This is a genomic window from Streptomyces sp. NPDC031418 (assembly GCF_055581605.1).
Genome location: NZ_JBVIJC010000014.1, coordinates 150123 through 167211, shown reverse-complemented (window position 1 = coordinate 167211; position 17089 = coordinate 150123). Strand labels below are relative to the sequence as shown.

Sequence of the window (17089 nt, the reverse complement as noted above, 5' to 3'; positions counted from 1 at the left end):
TCCCGCGCCCCTCCCAAGGCAGGACGACCTCCACCCGACGACACCCGTACTGACGACACCCGTACTGACGACACCCATAGGACGAAGGAGCCCGACATGGACGAGAACACCCGCTACCAGGTGCTGCGCAACGACGAGGAGCAGTACTCCCTGTGGCCCGCCGACATCGAGGTGCCCGCCGGCTGGCAGCCCGTCGGCAAGGAGGGCACCGAGGCCGAGTGCTCCGCCTACGTCGACGAGGTCTGGACCGACATGCGGCCCAAGAGCCTGCGCGAGCGCATGGAGAACGCCGGCGCCTGACCGGCCCGCACCACGGCACGCCGGGCCGGCCCACAGCCGGCCCGGCACCGCCGCCCCCCCGACCGCACCGCCGCCTCCCGACCGCACCACCACCGGGCGCCCCACCGCCCTCGGCCACCCAGCACCGTGCCGCACCAGCCCGAGGAGCCCGCCATGATCCCCGTACTCCACACCGAACGCCTGGAGTTCCTCCCCTACAGAGCCGAGGACGAGGACCACTTCGTCGCCCTCCTGCGCAACGAGGAGGTGTGCCGCTGGATGGGCCAGGATCTGGTGCCCGAAGCGGACCTGCGCACCCTGTTCCGCGCCATCCTCACCGACGTCTACCCGCAGCGCCGCTTCGACGTGTGGGGCCTGTGGCTGGCGGGCACCTATGTCGGCCACGCCGAGATCAAGCCGACCGGCAACGTCGACGGCCACGAACTCGTCACCGCGCTCGCCCCCGCCCACTGGGGCCGCGGCCTGGGGGCCGAGGTGGTGCGCGGCCTGCTCCGGCACGCCGCCGACGACCTCGGGCTCACCGAGGCGTACGGCATGGTCGGCGCCGACAACACCGCCAGCCTCGCCATGTGCCGCCGACTGGGCTTCCGGCACGTCCGGGACGTCGTCGACGAGGACGGCTCCGTGACGAAGATGCTGGTCGTACCCACCCTGCCCGCCGACGCCGGGCCGGCGGACCGGGCGCCCTCCGGGGCCGGAGCGGCGGACCGTGCTCCGTTGCCCGCGGGGGCGACGGATGCGGCTCCGGCCGCCACCGTGCCCGCCCCGGCCGCTGACGGCTCACTCGCCATGGAATGACCGACAGGATGGGAGCCTCAGAGGGCGCTTCCATCCCCTGCGCGGCATTCAGTTTTGCCGGTGCACCGAACGGGCCGGCTGCTTCGCATGAAGCGGCGCATGCGCCTCACGGCTGGGTGAGGATGTCGCTCACCCGGTGGGCATAGATCACCCGTCCGCAGGGCGTCGGGTCGGGTGTGGGGCCGGTCGCTGCACAGGAAGGGTCGTTGATGTCGGCGCGGTGCTCACTCTGCGACCAGAGCAAAGGTGCCGCGCCGGTGGCCTGACCGTGCTCGTAGTACATGTCCTCGGCGCCGACCGCCGTGCGGATCTCGCCCCCGGTCACCGCCAGGGCGCCGTCGCCTCCCACTGCTGCCCGCCACAGACTGGCATTGCTGTAGCGATGGCTCTGGTTGAGATACCAGCGGCCGGCGTAACGGGAGGCCCCCTGGACCTGTTTCACGGGTAGCGCGTAGGTGGCGACCGCCGACACCAGGCCGTCGGCAGTCGCCAGGAGGGATCCGTCCGTGTCGTCGACGGGCAGGGCGCCGATGCGTCCGTTGTCGGGATGAGTGGAGTCGGTGGTGCAGTACTCGCCCATGATGAGCTGCGGGGGGCTGCTGCTGCGGTCGACCGAGAGGTAGGACGCCTTGGGCGCCCCACTCGACTCGCACGTGCCGGCTGAGCTGTTGTACTGGGCGCTGACGAAATCGTAAGAGCCCACCTGCGGCAGGACGTAGCGATAGCCGTAGGAGTACCAGACGTTGCTCTGCCGTCCGACCTTGCCGTTGTCCTGGACGTTGCTGGTCAGGCCGTCGGGGGTGCTGTTGTTCGTGCTGGGGTTCCGGTCCGGGTCGAGGTCGAGGATGTCACGCAGGTCGAACACCCTCAGTCCGTGCAGGGCGTCGGTGACGTAGAGGCGGTACTTGTACCAGGCGATGCCGCCGGCGTGGATGTTGATCGCCCGGTACGAGATGTGCCCGTAGGAGTTGTAGTACGGCGCCGCGAGCAGGACGTGGCGATACTTTCCGGTGGCCGGGTCGAGGAAGGACAAGCGCACCCCCTTGTCGGCACACGCCGGTGTACCGGCGGGCGTGCAGGCGGTGGAGTCGTCGTACCAGGAAGCGATCAGGGGCCGCTTCGTACCCCAGTACTCATCGGCCTGGGCATCCGAGACACCGGTGATTCCCTGTGGGATCCATTCGTGGTTCAGGGCATCGTCGTCGCTCCAGCAGTACTTGACGGCCGGAGCCAGCGGAGCGATGCCGCCGTCGCCGGCGCCGAACGGATCAGTCGCGCAGGCCGTTCCGCTGCTGATCGACTTGTCGGCCTGGCTGAGCAGGTTCTGGACGCCCTGTGTGGGCAGCGAGGTGGTCAGATCGGCGACGCGGTCACTCAGGTCGGTGGCCGCGAGGCCGAAGCCGCCGTCGACCGTTGACACCGTGCGGGCAGCGATCGCCTGCACGGCGGCCGGCTCCGGGCCTGTCGGCGTCGCCGCAGCCGGCTCTGGCTGCCACAGCAGTGCACCGGCGGCGAGGGCCAGGGCCAGGAGACGGCCTGTCCGGCGCGGGCGGCATCGGTCGTTGCGGGTCTTCATGGTGACGAAAGCCTCTTGGTCGCGGGTGGGCGAGCGGCGGACGGTGCGACGACGACGGTGCGCCCGACGAGGCTGCTCGGTCAACCACCTGAAGTCGTCGAGGCGGTGCTCGCCTGCCACGACGCGCTTCCGAAAAGGGGAGTTGCTCACCCATGCCACGGCATGAACGCCGACGTGGCCGTTGTCGGAGCAACAGCGACTCCAACTGGGGTTCCGTGCCTCCGCGGCCGACGCCGACACCGTGATCCGGGCCCGCACGCCGCGGTCGCCCGCCGCGGGCCTGGGGGCCCGAATTCATGCGCTGAGCGACAACGGCATTGCGTTCACGGTCAATGCATCGGACAGCCGCCGGTGAAAGGCTCGCCGGGGTTCCACTGCTGAGGTTGCCGCAGCCTATGGCCGGCGGCCGTCCTGGACAGGCTGAGGGGGAGAGGCTTGTGAAGGTACGCAGACGACTGTCGCGGTGGCTGGCACTGTTGTGCCCGCCACTGATCCTCGCCGGACTGCTCCAGGGGGCCGTCCCCGCCTCCGCACTGACCACCGTCACCGCGAAGGCCTCCGCGCATACCGGGACACCGCGCAGGGAGAAGTCCGTACCCGGTCGTCCGCTGCCCGCCGCGGCCAGGCGCCGTGACCGGGAGGCCGTCTCCTCCGCGTCACCGGCGGCGCCCACCTGGCCGACGGCTCGTTCCGCCACCCTCGATGTCACCGAGGGACACACTGCAAAGCTTCCGGGGACCGGGCTCGGCCTGACGGCAACTGGGGACACTGCAGCTCGGGTTGCGGTGCGTACCTACGACCGGGCCACGGCGCGGCGGCTGGGAGCCATCGGATACGTCTTCACCGCTGCCCGCGCCGACAACGCAGTACCTCAGGCGAGACCCGCGACCGCTCCCGTGACCGTCACGATGGACTACGCGTCGTTCCGTCATGCCGCCGGCGGCGACCTCGCGAGCCGGCTACGGATGGAACGCCTGCCGCGGTGCGTGCTGGACGCCAGACCGTGCCGAGGGCGGCCAGCCTTCGTACCCGCGGACAACGACGTTGACAAGGGGCGGATCAGCGCCCGGGTGCCGCTGGCCGACAACGCGGTGTACACCCTGGTGAGCACCGCGTCCGGTGATTCCGGCGACTACCGGGCCACCGATCTCAAGGCGTCCGGTAAGTGGTCGGTCGGACCTGAGTCGGGTGACTTCCGGTATTCCTACCCGCTCCCGTTGCCCCCTCCGCCCTACGGCAAGGCGCCGGACCTGTCGCTGGAGTACTCCTCGCAGTCGGTCGACGGCCGGACCTCGGCCTCGAACAACCAGGCGTCCTGGGCGGGTCTGGGCTGGGACCTGAACCCCGGGTTCATCGAGCGCAAGTACCGGACGTGCGTCGACGACGGAAGCCCGACCCTGTCCGACCTGTGCTGGCGCTCGCCGTATTCGGGCGCGGAGGACGGCGCGGAGTACGTCATCTCCCTGCAGGGCACGACCACCGAGCTGATCAAGGACGGCAACGGCAGATACCACGCCGAGGACGACCCGGGCTGGAAGATCGAGCACACCTACGACGGTGCCAACTCCGACAACAGCAAGGAAGCCTGGGTGGTCTCCACGGACGACGGCACCCGCTACTTCTTCGGCTACCACGAGGACTCCAACTGGACGGTGCCGGTCGTCGGCAACGACAGCGGCGAACCCTGCCACGACGCGGCGCAGTCACTGTGCCGCCAGACGTACCGTTGGAACCTCGACGAGATCCGGGACCCCAACGAGAACGACACCCGGTTCTCCTGGACCAAGGAGACCAACTACTACAAGCGCTTCTCCAATGGCGACAAGGAGTCCTACGACAGGGGCGGATACCTCAGCCGGGTGGAGTACGGCATGCAGACCGGCGAGAAGCCGGCCGACCGCGTGGACTTCGCCACCGCCTACCGCTGCCTGTCCGACGTCACGAAGCAGAGCCCGAACTGCTCCGCTCCGACCTCCACCAGCGACAGCGACTATCCTGACGTACCGGTCGATCTGATCTGCACCAGCGGCCAGGACTGCACGAAGAACTCCCCGGCCTTCTTCGTCACCCGGCGCCTGGCGTCGATCACCACACAGGTCTGGGACCCGGCTACTTCGGCCTATCTACAGGTCGACCGCATCCAACCCACCTATGCGATGCCTGACCCGCCCGGCGCGACCGACGCGATGCTGTGGCTCAACTACATCCAGGTGCAGGGCACATGGGCGGAGAACGTGACTCTTCCCGCCGTGGACTTCGACGGGGCCTGGCTCAACAACCGGGTCGACTACCCCAGCGGTGATTCCACCAAGGCGATGCCCATGCGCCGTATCACCAGCATCCAGAACGGGCTCGGCGGTGCGACGGACATCCACTACGGCCACGGTTCCGCCGCCGCCACCTGTCCCAGCGACGGTTCCGACTCCACCTGGGAGTCGGGCAAGCACTGGGACACCAACGACCAGGAATGCTTCCGCGTCGACTACCGGCCCGAAGGGGCCTCCTCGACCGTGCACGGCGTCTTCCAGAAGTACCTGGTGACCAAGCTCGACCAGGTCGACCTGATCGGTGGTTCGCCCACCAGGACCACCCAGTACGACTACCTGGGCACACCGGCCTGGCACTACGACGACGACCTCACCACCCCCACCGACCAGCAGCAGTGGGCCGACTGGCGCGGCTACGCCACCGTCCGGCAGACCGACGGCAGCGGGCCGGCCGAGCAGCGCACGGTCACGGAGACCACCCACTTCCGCGGTATGGACGGGGACAAGCTCAAGAGCGGCGGCACCAAGAACGTCAACCTCACGGACTGGGACGGCAACCAGTTCGCCGACAACCACGCCAAGAGCGGCGAGACGCTGCAGACCCGCCACTACCGTCTGAACTCCGACGGCTCGCGCACCGAACTCGCCTCCGAGCGGTACACCTACTGGGACTCGGGCGTCACCGCGAACGGCCCCGGCCTGCACAACGCCCACATGATCCGCCCGTACCAGACCCGGGCCCGGCAGCTGAGGGCCGACGGGACCTGGCGGCAGACCGGCAGCGACAAGGACGGCTACAGCACCGGTGGACTGCCCACCCGGACGGTCCAGTGGGGCGAGATCGGCACCGCGACCGACAACACCTGCAGCGAGATCACCTACGCGCAGAACACCAGCGACTGGCGCTGGATGCTCGACTATCCCGAAACCCAGGAGACGCACAACGGCGACCCCGACGCGAGCACCACGCAGTGCCCCGGGCCAGTGGTGGCCCGCACCGTGACCCTCTACGACAACGCCACCGCACCCGGCACCAGCGACCAGCCCATCGACGGCAACCCGACCGAGATCCGCCGGTACTGGAACGACACGTCCCACTCCGACGAGAAGAAGATCTACGACCAGTACGGCCGCGTCACCTCCGACACCGACCCGCTCAACCACACCACCACCACGTCCTACAACCCGACCAGCGGCTGGCCGGTGAACGGCACCAGGACGACCAATCCGCTGAACCAGAGCACCACGACGTACACCAGCCGCGCCTTCGGAGTGGTGTCCCGCACCATCGACCCCAACGGCCTGACCACGACAACCGACTACGACGGCGCCGGCCGGCTGGTCCGGGTGTGGCTGCCGACCGAACCCAAGCCGAACGCCGTGGACGTCCCGCCGCCGGCCGGCGCGGTGCCCTCCTACGAGTACACCTACCGCGTCACCGTCGACGGAACCGCCCCCAACTCGCAGCCGGACAAGCCGACCGTCGTGACCGCGCGCCAGCTGCAGTCGCTCACCGACGGCACCCCCCAGTGGCTCCCGACATACACCTATCTCGACGGCTTCGGCCGCACACGCGAGGTACAGGCGCCCAGCGCGGCCCGCACCGGCGGCCGCACGGTCACCGTCACGACCTACGACGACCGGGGCCTGGCCAAGGGCACCTCGGCAGCGCTCTACAACACCCAGGCTCCCGGCGACGACCCGGACCTGCTCCTCAACCCGGCTCCCAGCGAGATCCCCTCGTGGACCGAGAAGACCTACGACGCCCTGCAGCGGGAGACCTCCAGCACCCTTTACGGCTACGGCGCGGTCGACTGGACGACCACCACCGCCAACTACGGCGACGGAAAGGTGGTCACCCCACCGCGCGGCGCCCGGACCGCCTACTGGAACGACGGCCTGGACCGACTCGCCAAGGTGCAGGAGAACGTCCCCGCCGGCAGCGACGTGCCGCCGTCCGCGACCCCCACCACCAGCTACACGTACACACCGCGCGGAGAGGTCGCCACCCTCACCGACGCGGCCGGCAACCTCACCTCGTACGGCTACGACTGGCTCGGCCACCGCACCAGCACCCGTGACCCCGACGCCGGCCCGTCGACCACCACCTACGACCCGGCGGGCAACGTGCTCACCACGAAGGACGCGGCCGGAAAGACACTCGCCTACACCTACGACGCGCTGAACCGCAAACGCACCGAATGGTCCGGTTCGGTGGGCGACACCAAGCTCGCCGAATGGACCTACGACACCGTGCCCATGCCCGGTCAGACCGGAACACCCACCAAGTTCGTCCTCGGCCGCCCCGCCACGACCACCCGCTGGAGCGGGGGGCAGGCCTACCGCGTCGACGTCACCGGCTACGACCTGCGCTACCAGGTCACCGGCCGCACATGGACCGTGCCGACCGCCGAAGGAGCACTGGCCGGCACTTATGCCTACGGCTACGGATACGACCGCGCCGGACACCAGACCTGGATCTCGTATCCAGCGGCCGGCGGCCTGCCCGCCGAGAAGGTCACCACCGGATACACGGACACCGGCCGCCCGGACACCCTGACCGGTGATGCCGCCACCTACGTGAAGACCAGCACCTACTACGGCAACGGAGTGCTCGAGGGCAGGAGTTACGGGGCCGACGGCAGCGTGCAGCGGCAGTACGGCTACGAAAGCTCCGGCGCCCAGCGCCTGTCGTCCGTACAGAGCTATGTGGCCGGCGACCGGGTGCAGTACGACACCTACGCCTACGACGACGACAGCGACCTGACCTCCGTCACCGACCAGACCCAGGCCGTACCGCAGAACCAGTGCTACGGCTACGACGCCCTGCAGCGCCTGAGCAATGCCTGGACGACGACGGCGGCCTGCTCCGCGGGGCCCTCGGGTGCCGACAAGACAGGCACGGACCCCTACCGGCTGGCCTACTCGTACGACGCCGTAGGCGACATGACCGCCGTCACCGACGACGCCGCCACGCGCACCTACTCCTACCCCGACCCCGGACCGACGGCGGTGCGCCCGCACGCGGTCACCTCCGTCGGCTCCGACACCTACGGCTACGACGCCGACGGACGCCTCACCTCACGCTCGGTCGGCGGCACCGCGGCCACCCTGGCCTGGGCCGACAACGGTTCCCTCACCTCGGTCACCAGCGCGGGCGCGACGACGTCGTTCGCGTACAACGCCGACGGCGACCGGCTGGTCCGCCGCGGCCCGAGCGCCACGACGCTCTACCTGGACGGGATGGAACTGACCCGCACCGGCTCGGCGGTCAGCGCGAGGCGCTACTACACCGCGGGCGGCAGCGTCGTCGCCCTGCGCACGCCCGACACCCTGCAATGGCTGGCCAACGACCAGCAGAACTCCACCCAGCTCGCCATCGATGCCGCCACGGGCAAGGTCTCCCGCCAGCGCTACCTCCCCTACGGCGCACACCGCGGCGCCACCGACGCCGTGCCCCTGACCGACCGAGGCTTCCTCGGCAAGACGGAGGACGCCGACACCGGCCTCGACCAGATCGGCGCCCGCTACTACGACCCGTCCCTGGCCCGCTTCATCTCCCCGGACCCCCTGTACGACAAGACAAAGCCGCAATCCCTGAACGGCTACACGTACGCCGACGGCAACCCGACGACGTTCAGCGACCCGACGGGGCTGCGCGTGTGTGAGGGCACAACAGGCGAAAACGCCTGCGCCCCGGGGCAACGGCCGGACGGCAAGGAAACGTCCGACGTGGGCGCCGGTAATGACGACGACCGCTGGCTCGGCCAGCCCGTACATCCCGGGGCCAACTGGGACACACTGCGGAGAATGGTCCAGTTGTATCGGCAAATGGGATACGAGGGAAGTGGTCTACTCACCCGCCGTGACCTCCTCGCCTGGGCGGCGCAGGGCAATGCGTTCGCTTGGGACAACTTCTGCCAGGGGGTTCTCGGCTTCTCGACCGGCACATGCAAGGCGGATCCGTTTACCGGCGATAAGAACATCTATGCCGATCCAGCTAAAGCCCTGGCGAAGTTCGCGTGGCAACACGTGGGGGTCAGTGTAAACGGGTGTGCGCTCTACTGCTTCTCGCTCACCATCCAGGATGGCCAGGTCTGGGGGGCATTCGGAGGTGGGTTGAAACTCAGCGGGATGGTCGTTGGTGTATCGGCATCGGCACAGGTCACCAGTAAGAAGCCGTCAGACCAGTCGAGCTCCTACTTCTCGATGTGCAACGGATCAAAGGTAATTACATGCGCGATGCATGGAACTGGCGACCAGGCGTGGACTGGGTATTCCATCGGCTATGGCCGATCAGCAAGGGATCTGATTCCGGTGCCGGACAATTTCCTCGGCCGAGCGATCATGTCCAGAGAGATAGCGCCTATGAGGAGCGCCTGTCTCATAGGTTTGACAAACCCCTGCTGATAAGCCCCGGGAAATCGGGAGGACAGTTGTCTGTCAAGCGTATTGCAGCCTGTGTCGCTGCTTCACTGGGTCTCTTGGCTGTGTTGATTGCGGCGCCGGGCCAGGCCCTGGCCCGGCCCCACCCGCACGCGGCACTGACCGCCCCCGGCGGCGTAGCCGCCCGGGCCGATGTCAATGGTGACGGCATCCCCGACATGGTCGTCTCCACCGGGGCCCGGCTCACCTTCGCCGGGGACCCCAATGCGGAGGGGATCGACAAGGGCGGCTCCATCTACGTGATACCCGGCGGGGGCACGCTTCCCGCAGGGCCCGCCGTGACGATCAGCCAGGACAGCAACGACTTCGTCCCGGGCAGCGGGGAGTCGGACGACACCTTCGGGGCGTCCCTGGTGACGGGCGACTTCAATGGTGACGGACTCGCCGACGTCGCCATCGGCAACCCGAGCGAGAGCATCAACAGCAACCTCGCCGTCGGCATGGTCACCATCCTGTACGGCAAGCGCGAATCGCCCTACCTGGGCCTCATCCCCAACGGTCTCGCGCAGATCGACCAGGGCGTGCCCGGCATCCCCGGTGACAACGAGCCCGGCGATCGGTTCGGCGCGAGCCTCGCGGTCGGTGACTTCGACGCGGACGGCTTCGCGGACCTCGCTATCGGCGCCCCCGGCGAGGCGATCGGCAGCACCCAGCGGGCCGGCGCGGTCACCGTCCTGTTCGGCAGCGGCAGCGGCATCACGGCGAGCCGCTCGGTCGGTGTCTCGCAGGACACCTCCGGGGTTCCGGGAACGCCGGAGACGGGGGACAAGTTCGGCTGGTCGGTCGCGGCCGGGGACGTCACCGGCGATGCCAAGGACGACCTGGTGGTCAGCGCGCCCGGGGAGGCGATCAGCGGGGTGTCCGACGCCTGGGGCGGCGTCGTGGTGATCCCCGGCTCCTCGGGAGGCATCAACGCGGCCGCCACCAGTTCCATCAGCGTCCAGGACACCCACACCCAGGACCACCTGCGCACCGTCGCTGTGGGACGGTTCCACGGCGGCAACAACGCCGACGTCCTGGTCTTCGCCGACCGTGCCTCCGGCGAGCCCCAGTACTCCGGCGCCCTCGTCGTCGCCCGCGGAGGGTCCGGCGGTATCAGCCCCAGCCGGGTACAGACGATCAGCCAGAGCAGCCCTGGCATCCCCGGCACTCCGGAGGAGAACGACTTCTTCGGCGGTTCCCTGGCCGTGGGGGACCTCGACGGCGACGGGTACGCCGATCTGGCGACGGGGGCGCTGCGCGAGAACAACACCGGAACGGTGACGCTGCTGCGGGGCGGCAGCGCGGGCCTGCTGTCCGCCCCGGGTGCCACCTTCGACGAGAACGCCGCGGCGATCGGTGCCAGTGCCCAGGTCGGTGAGGGATTCGGCTACGGCCTGCGGATCCTTGACGTGACGGGCGACGGACGGCCCGAACTGCTGGTCACCGCGCCGTGGGAGGACGGCTCCTTGCAGGCCGGAGCCCTGTTCGTGCTGAACACCGCCCTCAGCGGGGACACTCTCACCGTCACCGGCTCGCAGGTCCTCACCCGCGGAGCGCTCGGCGGGGCGTCCAACTTTGGCCCCGCCACGCCCTTCGCGGGGGGCGCCGTCGTCACGCTCGACTCCAACGAGCAGCCGCAGCGCGCACCGCGAGGCCTGCTGCCCGCCGTACGAGCGGAGCGTGGCGCTCGCCGGTGAGGACGGGGAGGAGCACGGGCGTCCCGGGGCCTACCGCAGCTGTCGCCTGCGGTAGGCCCCGGGCGTGACCCCGTACGCCGACTTGAAGGCCCGGCTGAACACCGCCGGATCCCGGAAGCCCCATCGCCTCCCGACCTGGCCGACGCCGCGACGGACGAGAGCGGGGTCGGCGAGATCCGCCCGGCAGCGTTCCAGGCGCCGTCGACGCACGTAGGCGCCGACGCTCCGCCGGTCCCGCTGGAAGAGATGATGCAGATACCGCACGGAGATGTGGTGCGCGGCGGCTATCGAGGCCGGTGAGAGATCGGCGTCGGCAAGGTGGTCCTCGACGAATGCCTTGATGTCCCGGAGCAGTCCGTCGACGGGTGACGCGGTGGGCCTCGGCGCGGGTCTCGGACCGCCGTCCGTCCCGCGGGACGCACCAAGGCCTGTGCTTCTCCGCCCCCTCGATACGGCGTGGCGCGCAGCGTTCACGTGAACCCCCGGAGTCTGTGCGTACGGCGGATCGGCCGGCCCGATGCTCGGCCGCCGCAGGTGCCGACGAGTCTGGCCGGGTGCGATCGCGGCGGCCATCGGTGCCGGGCACCTGACCCAAATCCGGGACGCCCGGCCCGTGGCCTGCGAGGATGCCAGAGCCGTGGGCAACGCGGTGGGACGCTGGAATGCGCCCGGGGAACGTTCGTGGCACGACGGACCGAGCGGGGAGGGGCGTTGTGGGCCGTTGGCGACCACTGCCGGGAGACCTGCCGATCGAGGTCGTCCGGCTGGTGCGGGAGCTGCGCCTGTGCCTGGACAGATGCGAGGCGAGCGCGGCGGCCGTGGCCACCAGAACCGGGTACAGCCGCAGTTCCTGGCGGCGCTACGTCAACGGTTCCCGGCTGCCGCCCTGGCCTGCCGTGGAGGCAGTGGGCCGACTGGCGCATGCCGACCGGGAGCAGTTACGGGTGTTGTGGGAGTCGGCCGCTCATGCCTGGCAGAAGGGGCAGCCCCTGGACACCGGGCCGGAATCGCGGGTGTCCGAGGCGCTCCCCGCCCTGGACCTGTCCGGGCCCGCCGGAGAGCCACCGCCCCACACACCCTCGCCGCCGGCCGCCCTCTCGTCCGGGCGACCCGGGGCGACAGCCGGCCCGGTCATACCCTGGGTCGGCGTCGCGGCCGTCTGCGTGCTTCTTGCCGTCGCCGTGCTCGTGTGGCCGTGGAACGCCAGGTCGGCCGACCGCCCACCACACGGCGCACCGACCGGCGTGCCGGCCTGGCCGTACCCACTGGCGGGCGGCGCCGACAGCGCGACGACCGGATGCCGGTCGGTCGCCTGCGAGGGGCGGGATCCCGGCCGGGAGCGATGCGACGGCGACCGGGTGACCGTCCACCGCCTGCGGGCGTACGGCCAGGTCCTGGAGCTCGTGTACAGCCCGGCATGTCAGGCCAGTTGGGCAGAGGTCGAGTCGGCGGGGGCCACGCGCGGCCTGCGCATCACCACGCGAGGGGGAGAGGGGAGCTCGGCCCCCGCCGGCGCGGTCCGCACCCCGATGGTCGCGGGCGGTCCGGGATCGGCGACGGCGACCGTGGTCGTCGGCGGCCACCAACTCGGGGTCACGCTGTACGACAGCTGGATCGACCGCGTCACCGGCACAGGATCAGGGTGACCTCGTCGGTCCGTAGCCGACGAAACACCCCGGCGTCGTAGACCTCGAGGAATCCGTCCGCGTCCCGACGCAGCGGAAGGTCGTACCGCTCACCCCGGTAGACCGTCCAGCGGCCCACCGGGGCCAGACGCGCCGCGGCCGTGCCCCAGGTCGCCGGTCCCACCACACCGTCCGCCGAGAGGTGGTGATTGCTCTGCCATGCGCGGGTCGCGACGGCCGTCGGACCGTCGTACACGCAGGAGACCCGTCTTCGCGCCGTGTAGCCGTCGGCCCACAGGATCGCCTGCCACAGCCCCACGACGTCACTGCGCGTCGTTCGACCGGACACCAGCAGGTCCGCCGCGTGCAGGTCCGACAGGAGTACCCGGCCGTTCGGCTCTCGTTCGTCGTGCGGTCGAGTGGCCCCCGCGCACAGCGCCCCGACGAGAAGTACACACAGCGCGGCACCGGCCGCGGTCTTTCCCCACATCCAACCGTCTTAGCCGCGTCCGTGGGCACCGGCCAAGGAATTTGGCAGATTTGACGGTGCTGGTGGTCTATGCCCCGCCGCTACCGTGGGAGACAGGTGGGACAACTGGTGGTGGGGGGTCTCAGTGACCGACTGGAAACCACTGCCGGACGACCTGGCGACGGACGTCCGGCAACTGGTCACCGAACTACGGACGTTGAAGATCCGCAGCGGACTGAGCCTGACGGCACTCGCCGAGCGAACCCCGTACAGCAAGTCTTCCTGGGACCGGTACCTCAACGGCAAGACACTGCCGCCACGGCAAGCGGTCACCGTCCTGGGGCAGTTGTCCGACGCGGAGCCCGCCCGGCTCGCAGCGCTGTGGGAACTGGCCAACGCCGCCGCGCACGATCAGCGGGCGGGAAGCGGACGGCCCGCACCACCCGCCCCGCGGCCCGAACCGCCCGTCGACCCCACTGAGGCCACTCCGCCGTCGTCCGACAAGGGGCGGCGTCTTCGGCACGACGCACGGCTGCTCTGGGCGGCGGCCCTGCTGTTGGCCCTCCTGCTCGCGGGCACCGCGGTCGTGCTGGTCAAGGGTGGCTCGTCGACCGGCAGGGCACGGGCCGCCGTGTCGAAAACCGAGCCCCAAGGCAGGCAGGCCGACGTCAACTGCTTCGCGGACAGCTGCGCCGGAAAGGACCCGAAAGAAGCCGGCTGCGGGGGTGACGCGTGGACGGCGGCCCTGACCAAGGTCCAGCAGGTCTACGTGGAGCTGCGGTACAGCGACGCCTGCCGGGCCGCGTGGGCCCGCATCAGCTGGGGCCGCCCCGGCGACATCGCCCGCATCGTGGGGCCGCGCAACAGCACCCAGCAGAACAAGGTGCACTACGACACCGACACCTACACCGCCATGCTCGCCGCCCCCACCCCGTCGGCCGTCAAGGCCTGCGCAGTCCTCACCTCGGGCCGGCACGGCTGCACGGGTCCCGGAGGGGACCAACGGTTGACCGAGCCCCCCAATCCTCCTGCCCCCACACTGTCGCCCACGGGATGACCTGCCACTACACGCCCGAGCCGGTGCTGCCGTCACCGCCTCGGGAAGCCGCGGGTTTTCACGGACTCCTTGATCGACCGCCTCGCCGGCTGTTGCGCTTGCGGTTGGCGATCTGGTCGGCGCCGGGGTCACTGCCCGGATTCCGGAGACGGGCGAACCTCGGTCAGCGGAGTCCGGCCCCGTCTCGACCAGGTCCAGCCCTTTTCGCCTCAGCTTCTACGGCTCCTGCCCATTCAGCAACCCTGACCAACCGAGGCTACGCTTAAAGAGGGGATCCGCCGCGTAGAGAGGTGGGGCCATGTTCGAGGACCTTCACGCTCCTGATGGCACGAATCAGCCCATCAACAACCAGACACTTCAACGTATCGGTACGGTGCTCCCGTTCTCGACCGCAATCCTCTTCGCGGGTGGAAACTCGGACTGGGAACAGGCTGGCATTGTCTACATCAACGGAGTACGCCAGACGGAACAGATAGGCAACTTCAGTCGCCCGAATACGTTTGGTGTCGGAGAGGAAACCTTCGATCAGGAGATTGCGGTTGCCGGTTGGCACAAGCGGGGCGCCCCTTCCGGCGGACTCCCCTGGACGGCGTCGCGTGGTCAGGTACAAGGTACGGAAGGCCGATGGGATGATTCCTTTGGCGACTTGGACTTCAACGACTTCACAGCATCGCTGACCGCTCTCACCGGTACGGTCCATCCTATAGGTGGCTGATTGTCTCGACGCGAGATCAGTCCAGCTCGCCGGCCGCGTGCAGCTCGGCAAGCAGGAGGCGGTGCAACTGGTCGAAGACGCCGGCCTCATGCCACCGGCCCAGCCGACGCCAGCAGGTCTGACGGAACCGAACCCCGGCTCCCGTAGCAGCAGTTGCCGGCTCACGTCGTTGGAGAGCACGTACAAGATGCCAGGCACAGCCGGCCGTCCACCGGCTTCGGCCCGGGCGCCTTCTGCGGCCAGGGCGGCAGCAGCGGCCCGATCAACACCCACACAAGTCGTCGTAGCCGTTGTCTTTCCGGACGCGGCCGTTGAGTTCACTCGCTGATGCCCTGGCCATGCCGGCCGGGGAGACGGATGCCCCTGCCCCTGCCGATCGTTGAGCTGGTCCAGGCCGAACCGGGTGACGGCGAGCGGGTGTCGGCGAAGGAGCTGGTGGCCCGGTTGGATCTGCCGCTGGTGCCGGCGAAGATCGAGGGAGCGCGGTCCAGGGCGAAACGGCTGGTCGAGCCGGGGGGCGTCGCCGTCGGGCCGGTTCATGCGGCGAGCGTCGTCCGGTCCTGCGGCGGGGAGTTGACCGGGCGGGCCAGACGGCGGGCCATGAGCATGCTCGCCGAGAAGCGGATGAACGCCTCGCTGCTGGTGGGCAGCGTCTCGAAGTCACGCACCAGGCGCCGTGAACGCAACAGCCCCCAGAGTTCGTTCCACCACCCGCCGTCTCGGCAGCACCACAAACCCCGTGTAGCCGCCGTCGGCCCAGGCAAGGGTGATCTTGCGGAACCGTGCCCGCAGCCGCCGCCATACCCCCGCCTTCGTCCAGGCCGTGAACCGGCGGTGGGCGGTGGCCGGCGAGCCCCCGAACTCGCCCGCCTTCGCCCGACGCGGGGAACATCGGTACAGCGGTAGCACTGAGCACTTGATCTTGGATACGCTGCCGCCGCCCTGTTCACATGAGAGGACATGATGAAGAAGCACATATCGCGGCTCGTAGTCGCAGTCACGGCCGTCGCAGCCAGCACGATTTTGAGCTCGCCCGCAGCGCACGCTTCGGCCCCGAAGGTCACCTGGAGTGACGATGCCACCGGGAAGTACCTGGTCTACGAGCCCAGCACGGAATCGGCGGTCGAGACGCACGACCACACCTGGTACAACGGGCCTTATGACTGGAGCGATTTCCAGCAGTCCGACGGCAGCTATATCGAAACGCCGTACGGGGTCTCCAACGTGTGCCTGACCGCTTACTGGGACAATAGCGTTTACATGGAGAACTGCAAGCCCAACAACGATTACGAGCGCTGGTACGAGGAGTGGCAGGGCAACGGTTGGCGCCTGCGGAACAAGGCCACCGGCTACTACCTGGACAGCAACGCCAGCGGCAGCGTCTATGCTCTGCCCGGCAACGGCGGCAACTACCAGCTGTGGCACTAATTAAGGTTGTCTTTGCGTACTCTGAAGGAGGTCTTGTCTTCGGCTGTAGCCGTCGCGTGTGGCCGTGGCCTTAGCTGCCGACGAAGAGGTGGGCGCGTTCGTCCGGGGCGGCGCCGCAACCCACCACGCGGACGCCGCCTTGCGGGAGCGGGCCCGGCGCGCGGTCAGGTAGGCCATCGCCACTAGCAGTGCCCTGGCGTGATGACCCGTCACGCCTCCGAGGAGAGCGGCGGGGCGATCCTGAAGCACGCGTCCTGAAGCTCTCCGGGGGTGTTCACCGGTTCCGCGAAGAGGTGGAAGTCCCGGTGCCGGAGGAAACGGTCGGGGAACCGCACGGACCGGAACGAGGCCTGGTTCGGGTCGATCTCCGCTCTTTCAAGGACAAAAGTCGAATCCTCACGAACCTCTTCCGCGACGTCGGGGTCGATGATCCCGGTGAAGAACTTGCCGACTACGCGGAACCCCTCCAGCGCGTCGATCCGCAGACAGAAGCCCAGCGGGAGAGTGGCTCGCACCAGCCGTCCCGTTTCGCCGAAGTCCAACGCGGGGCCGGTCCACTCGAAAGTGGCGTTGCGCCGGTCGTCATCCGTTTCGATCTTGGAGATATCGACGTCGCCGCTCCGTTCGACGATGAAGAAATCCGGGAAGTTGTTGGAAAACAGCGAAAGCTTGGGCATGACGCCTCTCCTTCCCTCAGCCCCATCATGCGCCCCGCCCCGCGAAGCCGCA

General features: G+C 69.2%; 13 protein-coding genes. 8 read left to right on the top strand and 5 right to left on the bottom strand.

Going from position 1 to position 17089, the window contains the following annotated elements; all coding sequences use genetic code 11:
• Positions 1-96 precede the first annotated feature (96 nt).
• A complete protein-coding gene (locus ACZ5CZ_RS22545) occupies positions 97-300 on the top strand; it encodes an MbtH family protein (protein WP_067045059.1) in 204 nt (67 codons plus the stop codon).
• Between the two features lie 153 nt (positions 301-453).
• Entirely contained in the window at positions 454-1098 is a 645-nt protein-coding gene (locus tag ACZ5CZ_RS22540; RefSeq protein WP_468945390.1) for a GNAT family N-acetyltransferase, read from the top strand.
• A gap of 106 nt (positions 1099-1204) precedes the next feature.
• Here ACZ5CZ_RS22540 and ACZ5CZ_RS22535 read toward each other — a convergent pair whose 3' ends face one another.
• Positions 1205-2794, bottom strand: coding sequence for a hypothetical protein (locus ACZ5CZ_RS22535; protein ID WP_468945388.1), 1590 nt, complete (start codon positions 2792-2794; stop codon positions 1205-1207).
• 776 nt (positions 2795-3570) lie between these two features.
• Here ACZ5CZ_RS22535 and ACZ5CZ_RS22530 point away from each other — a divergent pair.
• Together ACZ5CZ_RS22530 and ACZ5CZ_RS22525 are read left to right on the top strand one after the other, a co-directional pair.
• Positions 3571-9351: an RHS repeat-associated core domain-containing protein gene (locus ACZ5CZ_RS22530; RefSeq protein WP_468945386.1), complete on the top strand. Its 5781-nt coding sequence runs from the start codon at positions 3571-3573 to the stop codon at positions 9349-9351.
• 80 nt (positions 9352-9431) lie between these two features.
• Complete coding sequence (locus ACZ5CZ_RS22525) at positions 9432-11066, top strand: hypothetical protein (RefSeq protein ID WP_468945427.1); 1635 nt, start codon at positions 9432-9434, stop codon at positions 11064-11066.
• Between the two features lie 30 nt (positions 11067-11096).
• Here ACZ5CZ_RS22525 and ACZ5CZ_RS22520 read toward each other — a convergent pair whose 3' ends face one another.
• A complete protein-coding gene (locus tag ACZ5CZ_RS22520) occupies positions 11097-11639 on the bottom strand; it encodes a helix-turn-helix domain-containing protein (RefSeq protein WP_468945383.1) in 543 nt (180 codons plus the stop codon).
• Positions 11640-11779: 140 nt separating this feature from the next.
• Here ACZ5CZ_RS22520 and ACZ5CZ_RS22515 point away from each other — a divergent pair, with 140 nt between their 5' ends.
• Positions 11780-12712 (top strand): helix-turn-helix domain-containing protein, encoded by a 933-nt coding sequence (locus ACZ5CZ_RS22515; RefSeq protein ID WP_385845399.1) that lies wholly within the window; start codon positions 11780-11782, stop codon positions 12710-12712.
• On the opposite strand, the gene ACZ5CZ_RS22510 is transcribed toward ACZ5CZ_RS22515, so the two are convergent.
• Entirely contained in the window at positions 12690-13181 is a 492-nt protein-coding gene (locus ACZ5CZ_RS22510; protein ID WP_468945380.1) for a peptidoglycan-binding domain-containing protein, read from the bottom strand. The genes ACZ5CZ_RS22515 and ACZ5CZ_RS22510 overlap by 23 nt on opposite strands.
• Positions 13182-13305: 124 nt before the next feature.
• Here ACZ5CZ_RS22510 and ACZ5CZ_RS22505 point away from each other — a divergent pair, with 124 nt between their 5' ends.
• Positions 13306-14217 (top strand): helix-turn-helix domain-containing protein, encoded by a 912-nt coding sequence (locus ACZ5CZ_RS22505; RefSeq protein ID WP_468945377.1) that lies wholly within the window; start codon positions 13306-13308, stop codon positions 14215-14217.
• Positions 14218-14515: 298 nt separating this feature from the next.
• Positions 14516-14932, top strand: coding sequence for a hypothetical protein (locus tag ACZ5CZ_RS22500; protein ID WP_385845395.1), 417 nt, complete (start codon positions 14516-14518; stop codon positions 14930-14932).
• A 536-nt stretch (positions 14933-15468) separates the two neighbouring features.
• Here the strand turns inward: ACZ5CZ_RS22500 and ACZ5CZ_RS22495 are convergent.
• Entirely contained in the window at positions 15469-15618 is a 150-nt protein-coding gene (locus ACZ5CZ_RS22495; RefSeq protein ID WP_468945374.1) for a hypothetical protein, read from the bottom strand.
• A 274-nt stretch (positions 15619-15892) separates the two neighbouring features.
• Here ACZ5CZ_RS22495 and ACZ5CZ_RS22490 point away from each other — a divergent pair, with 274 nt between their 5' ends.
• Positions 15893-16360 (top strand): RICIN domain-containing protein, encoded by a 468-nt coding sequence (locus ACZ5CZ_RS22490; RefSeq protein ID WP_385845392.1) that lies wholly within the window; start codon positions 15893-15895, stop codon positions 16358-16360.
• Between the two features lie 209 nt (positions 16361-16569).
• Here the strand turns inward: ACZ5CZ_RS22490 and ACZ5CZ_RS22485 are convergent, their stop codons facing one another.
• The gene (locus tag ACZ5CZ_RS22485; RefSeq protein WP_385845391.1) at positions 16570-17037 is read right to left on the bottom strand and encodes an AbfB domain-containing protein; all 468 of its coding nucleotides are present in this window, start codon (positions 17035-17037) and stop codon (positions 16570-16572) included.
• Between the last annotated feature and the right edge of the window lie 52 nt (positions 17038-17089).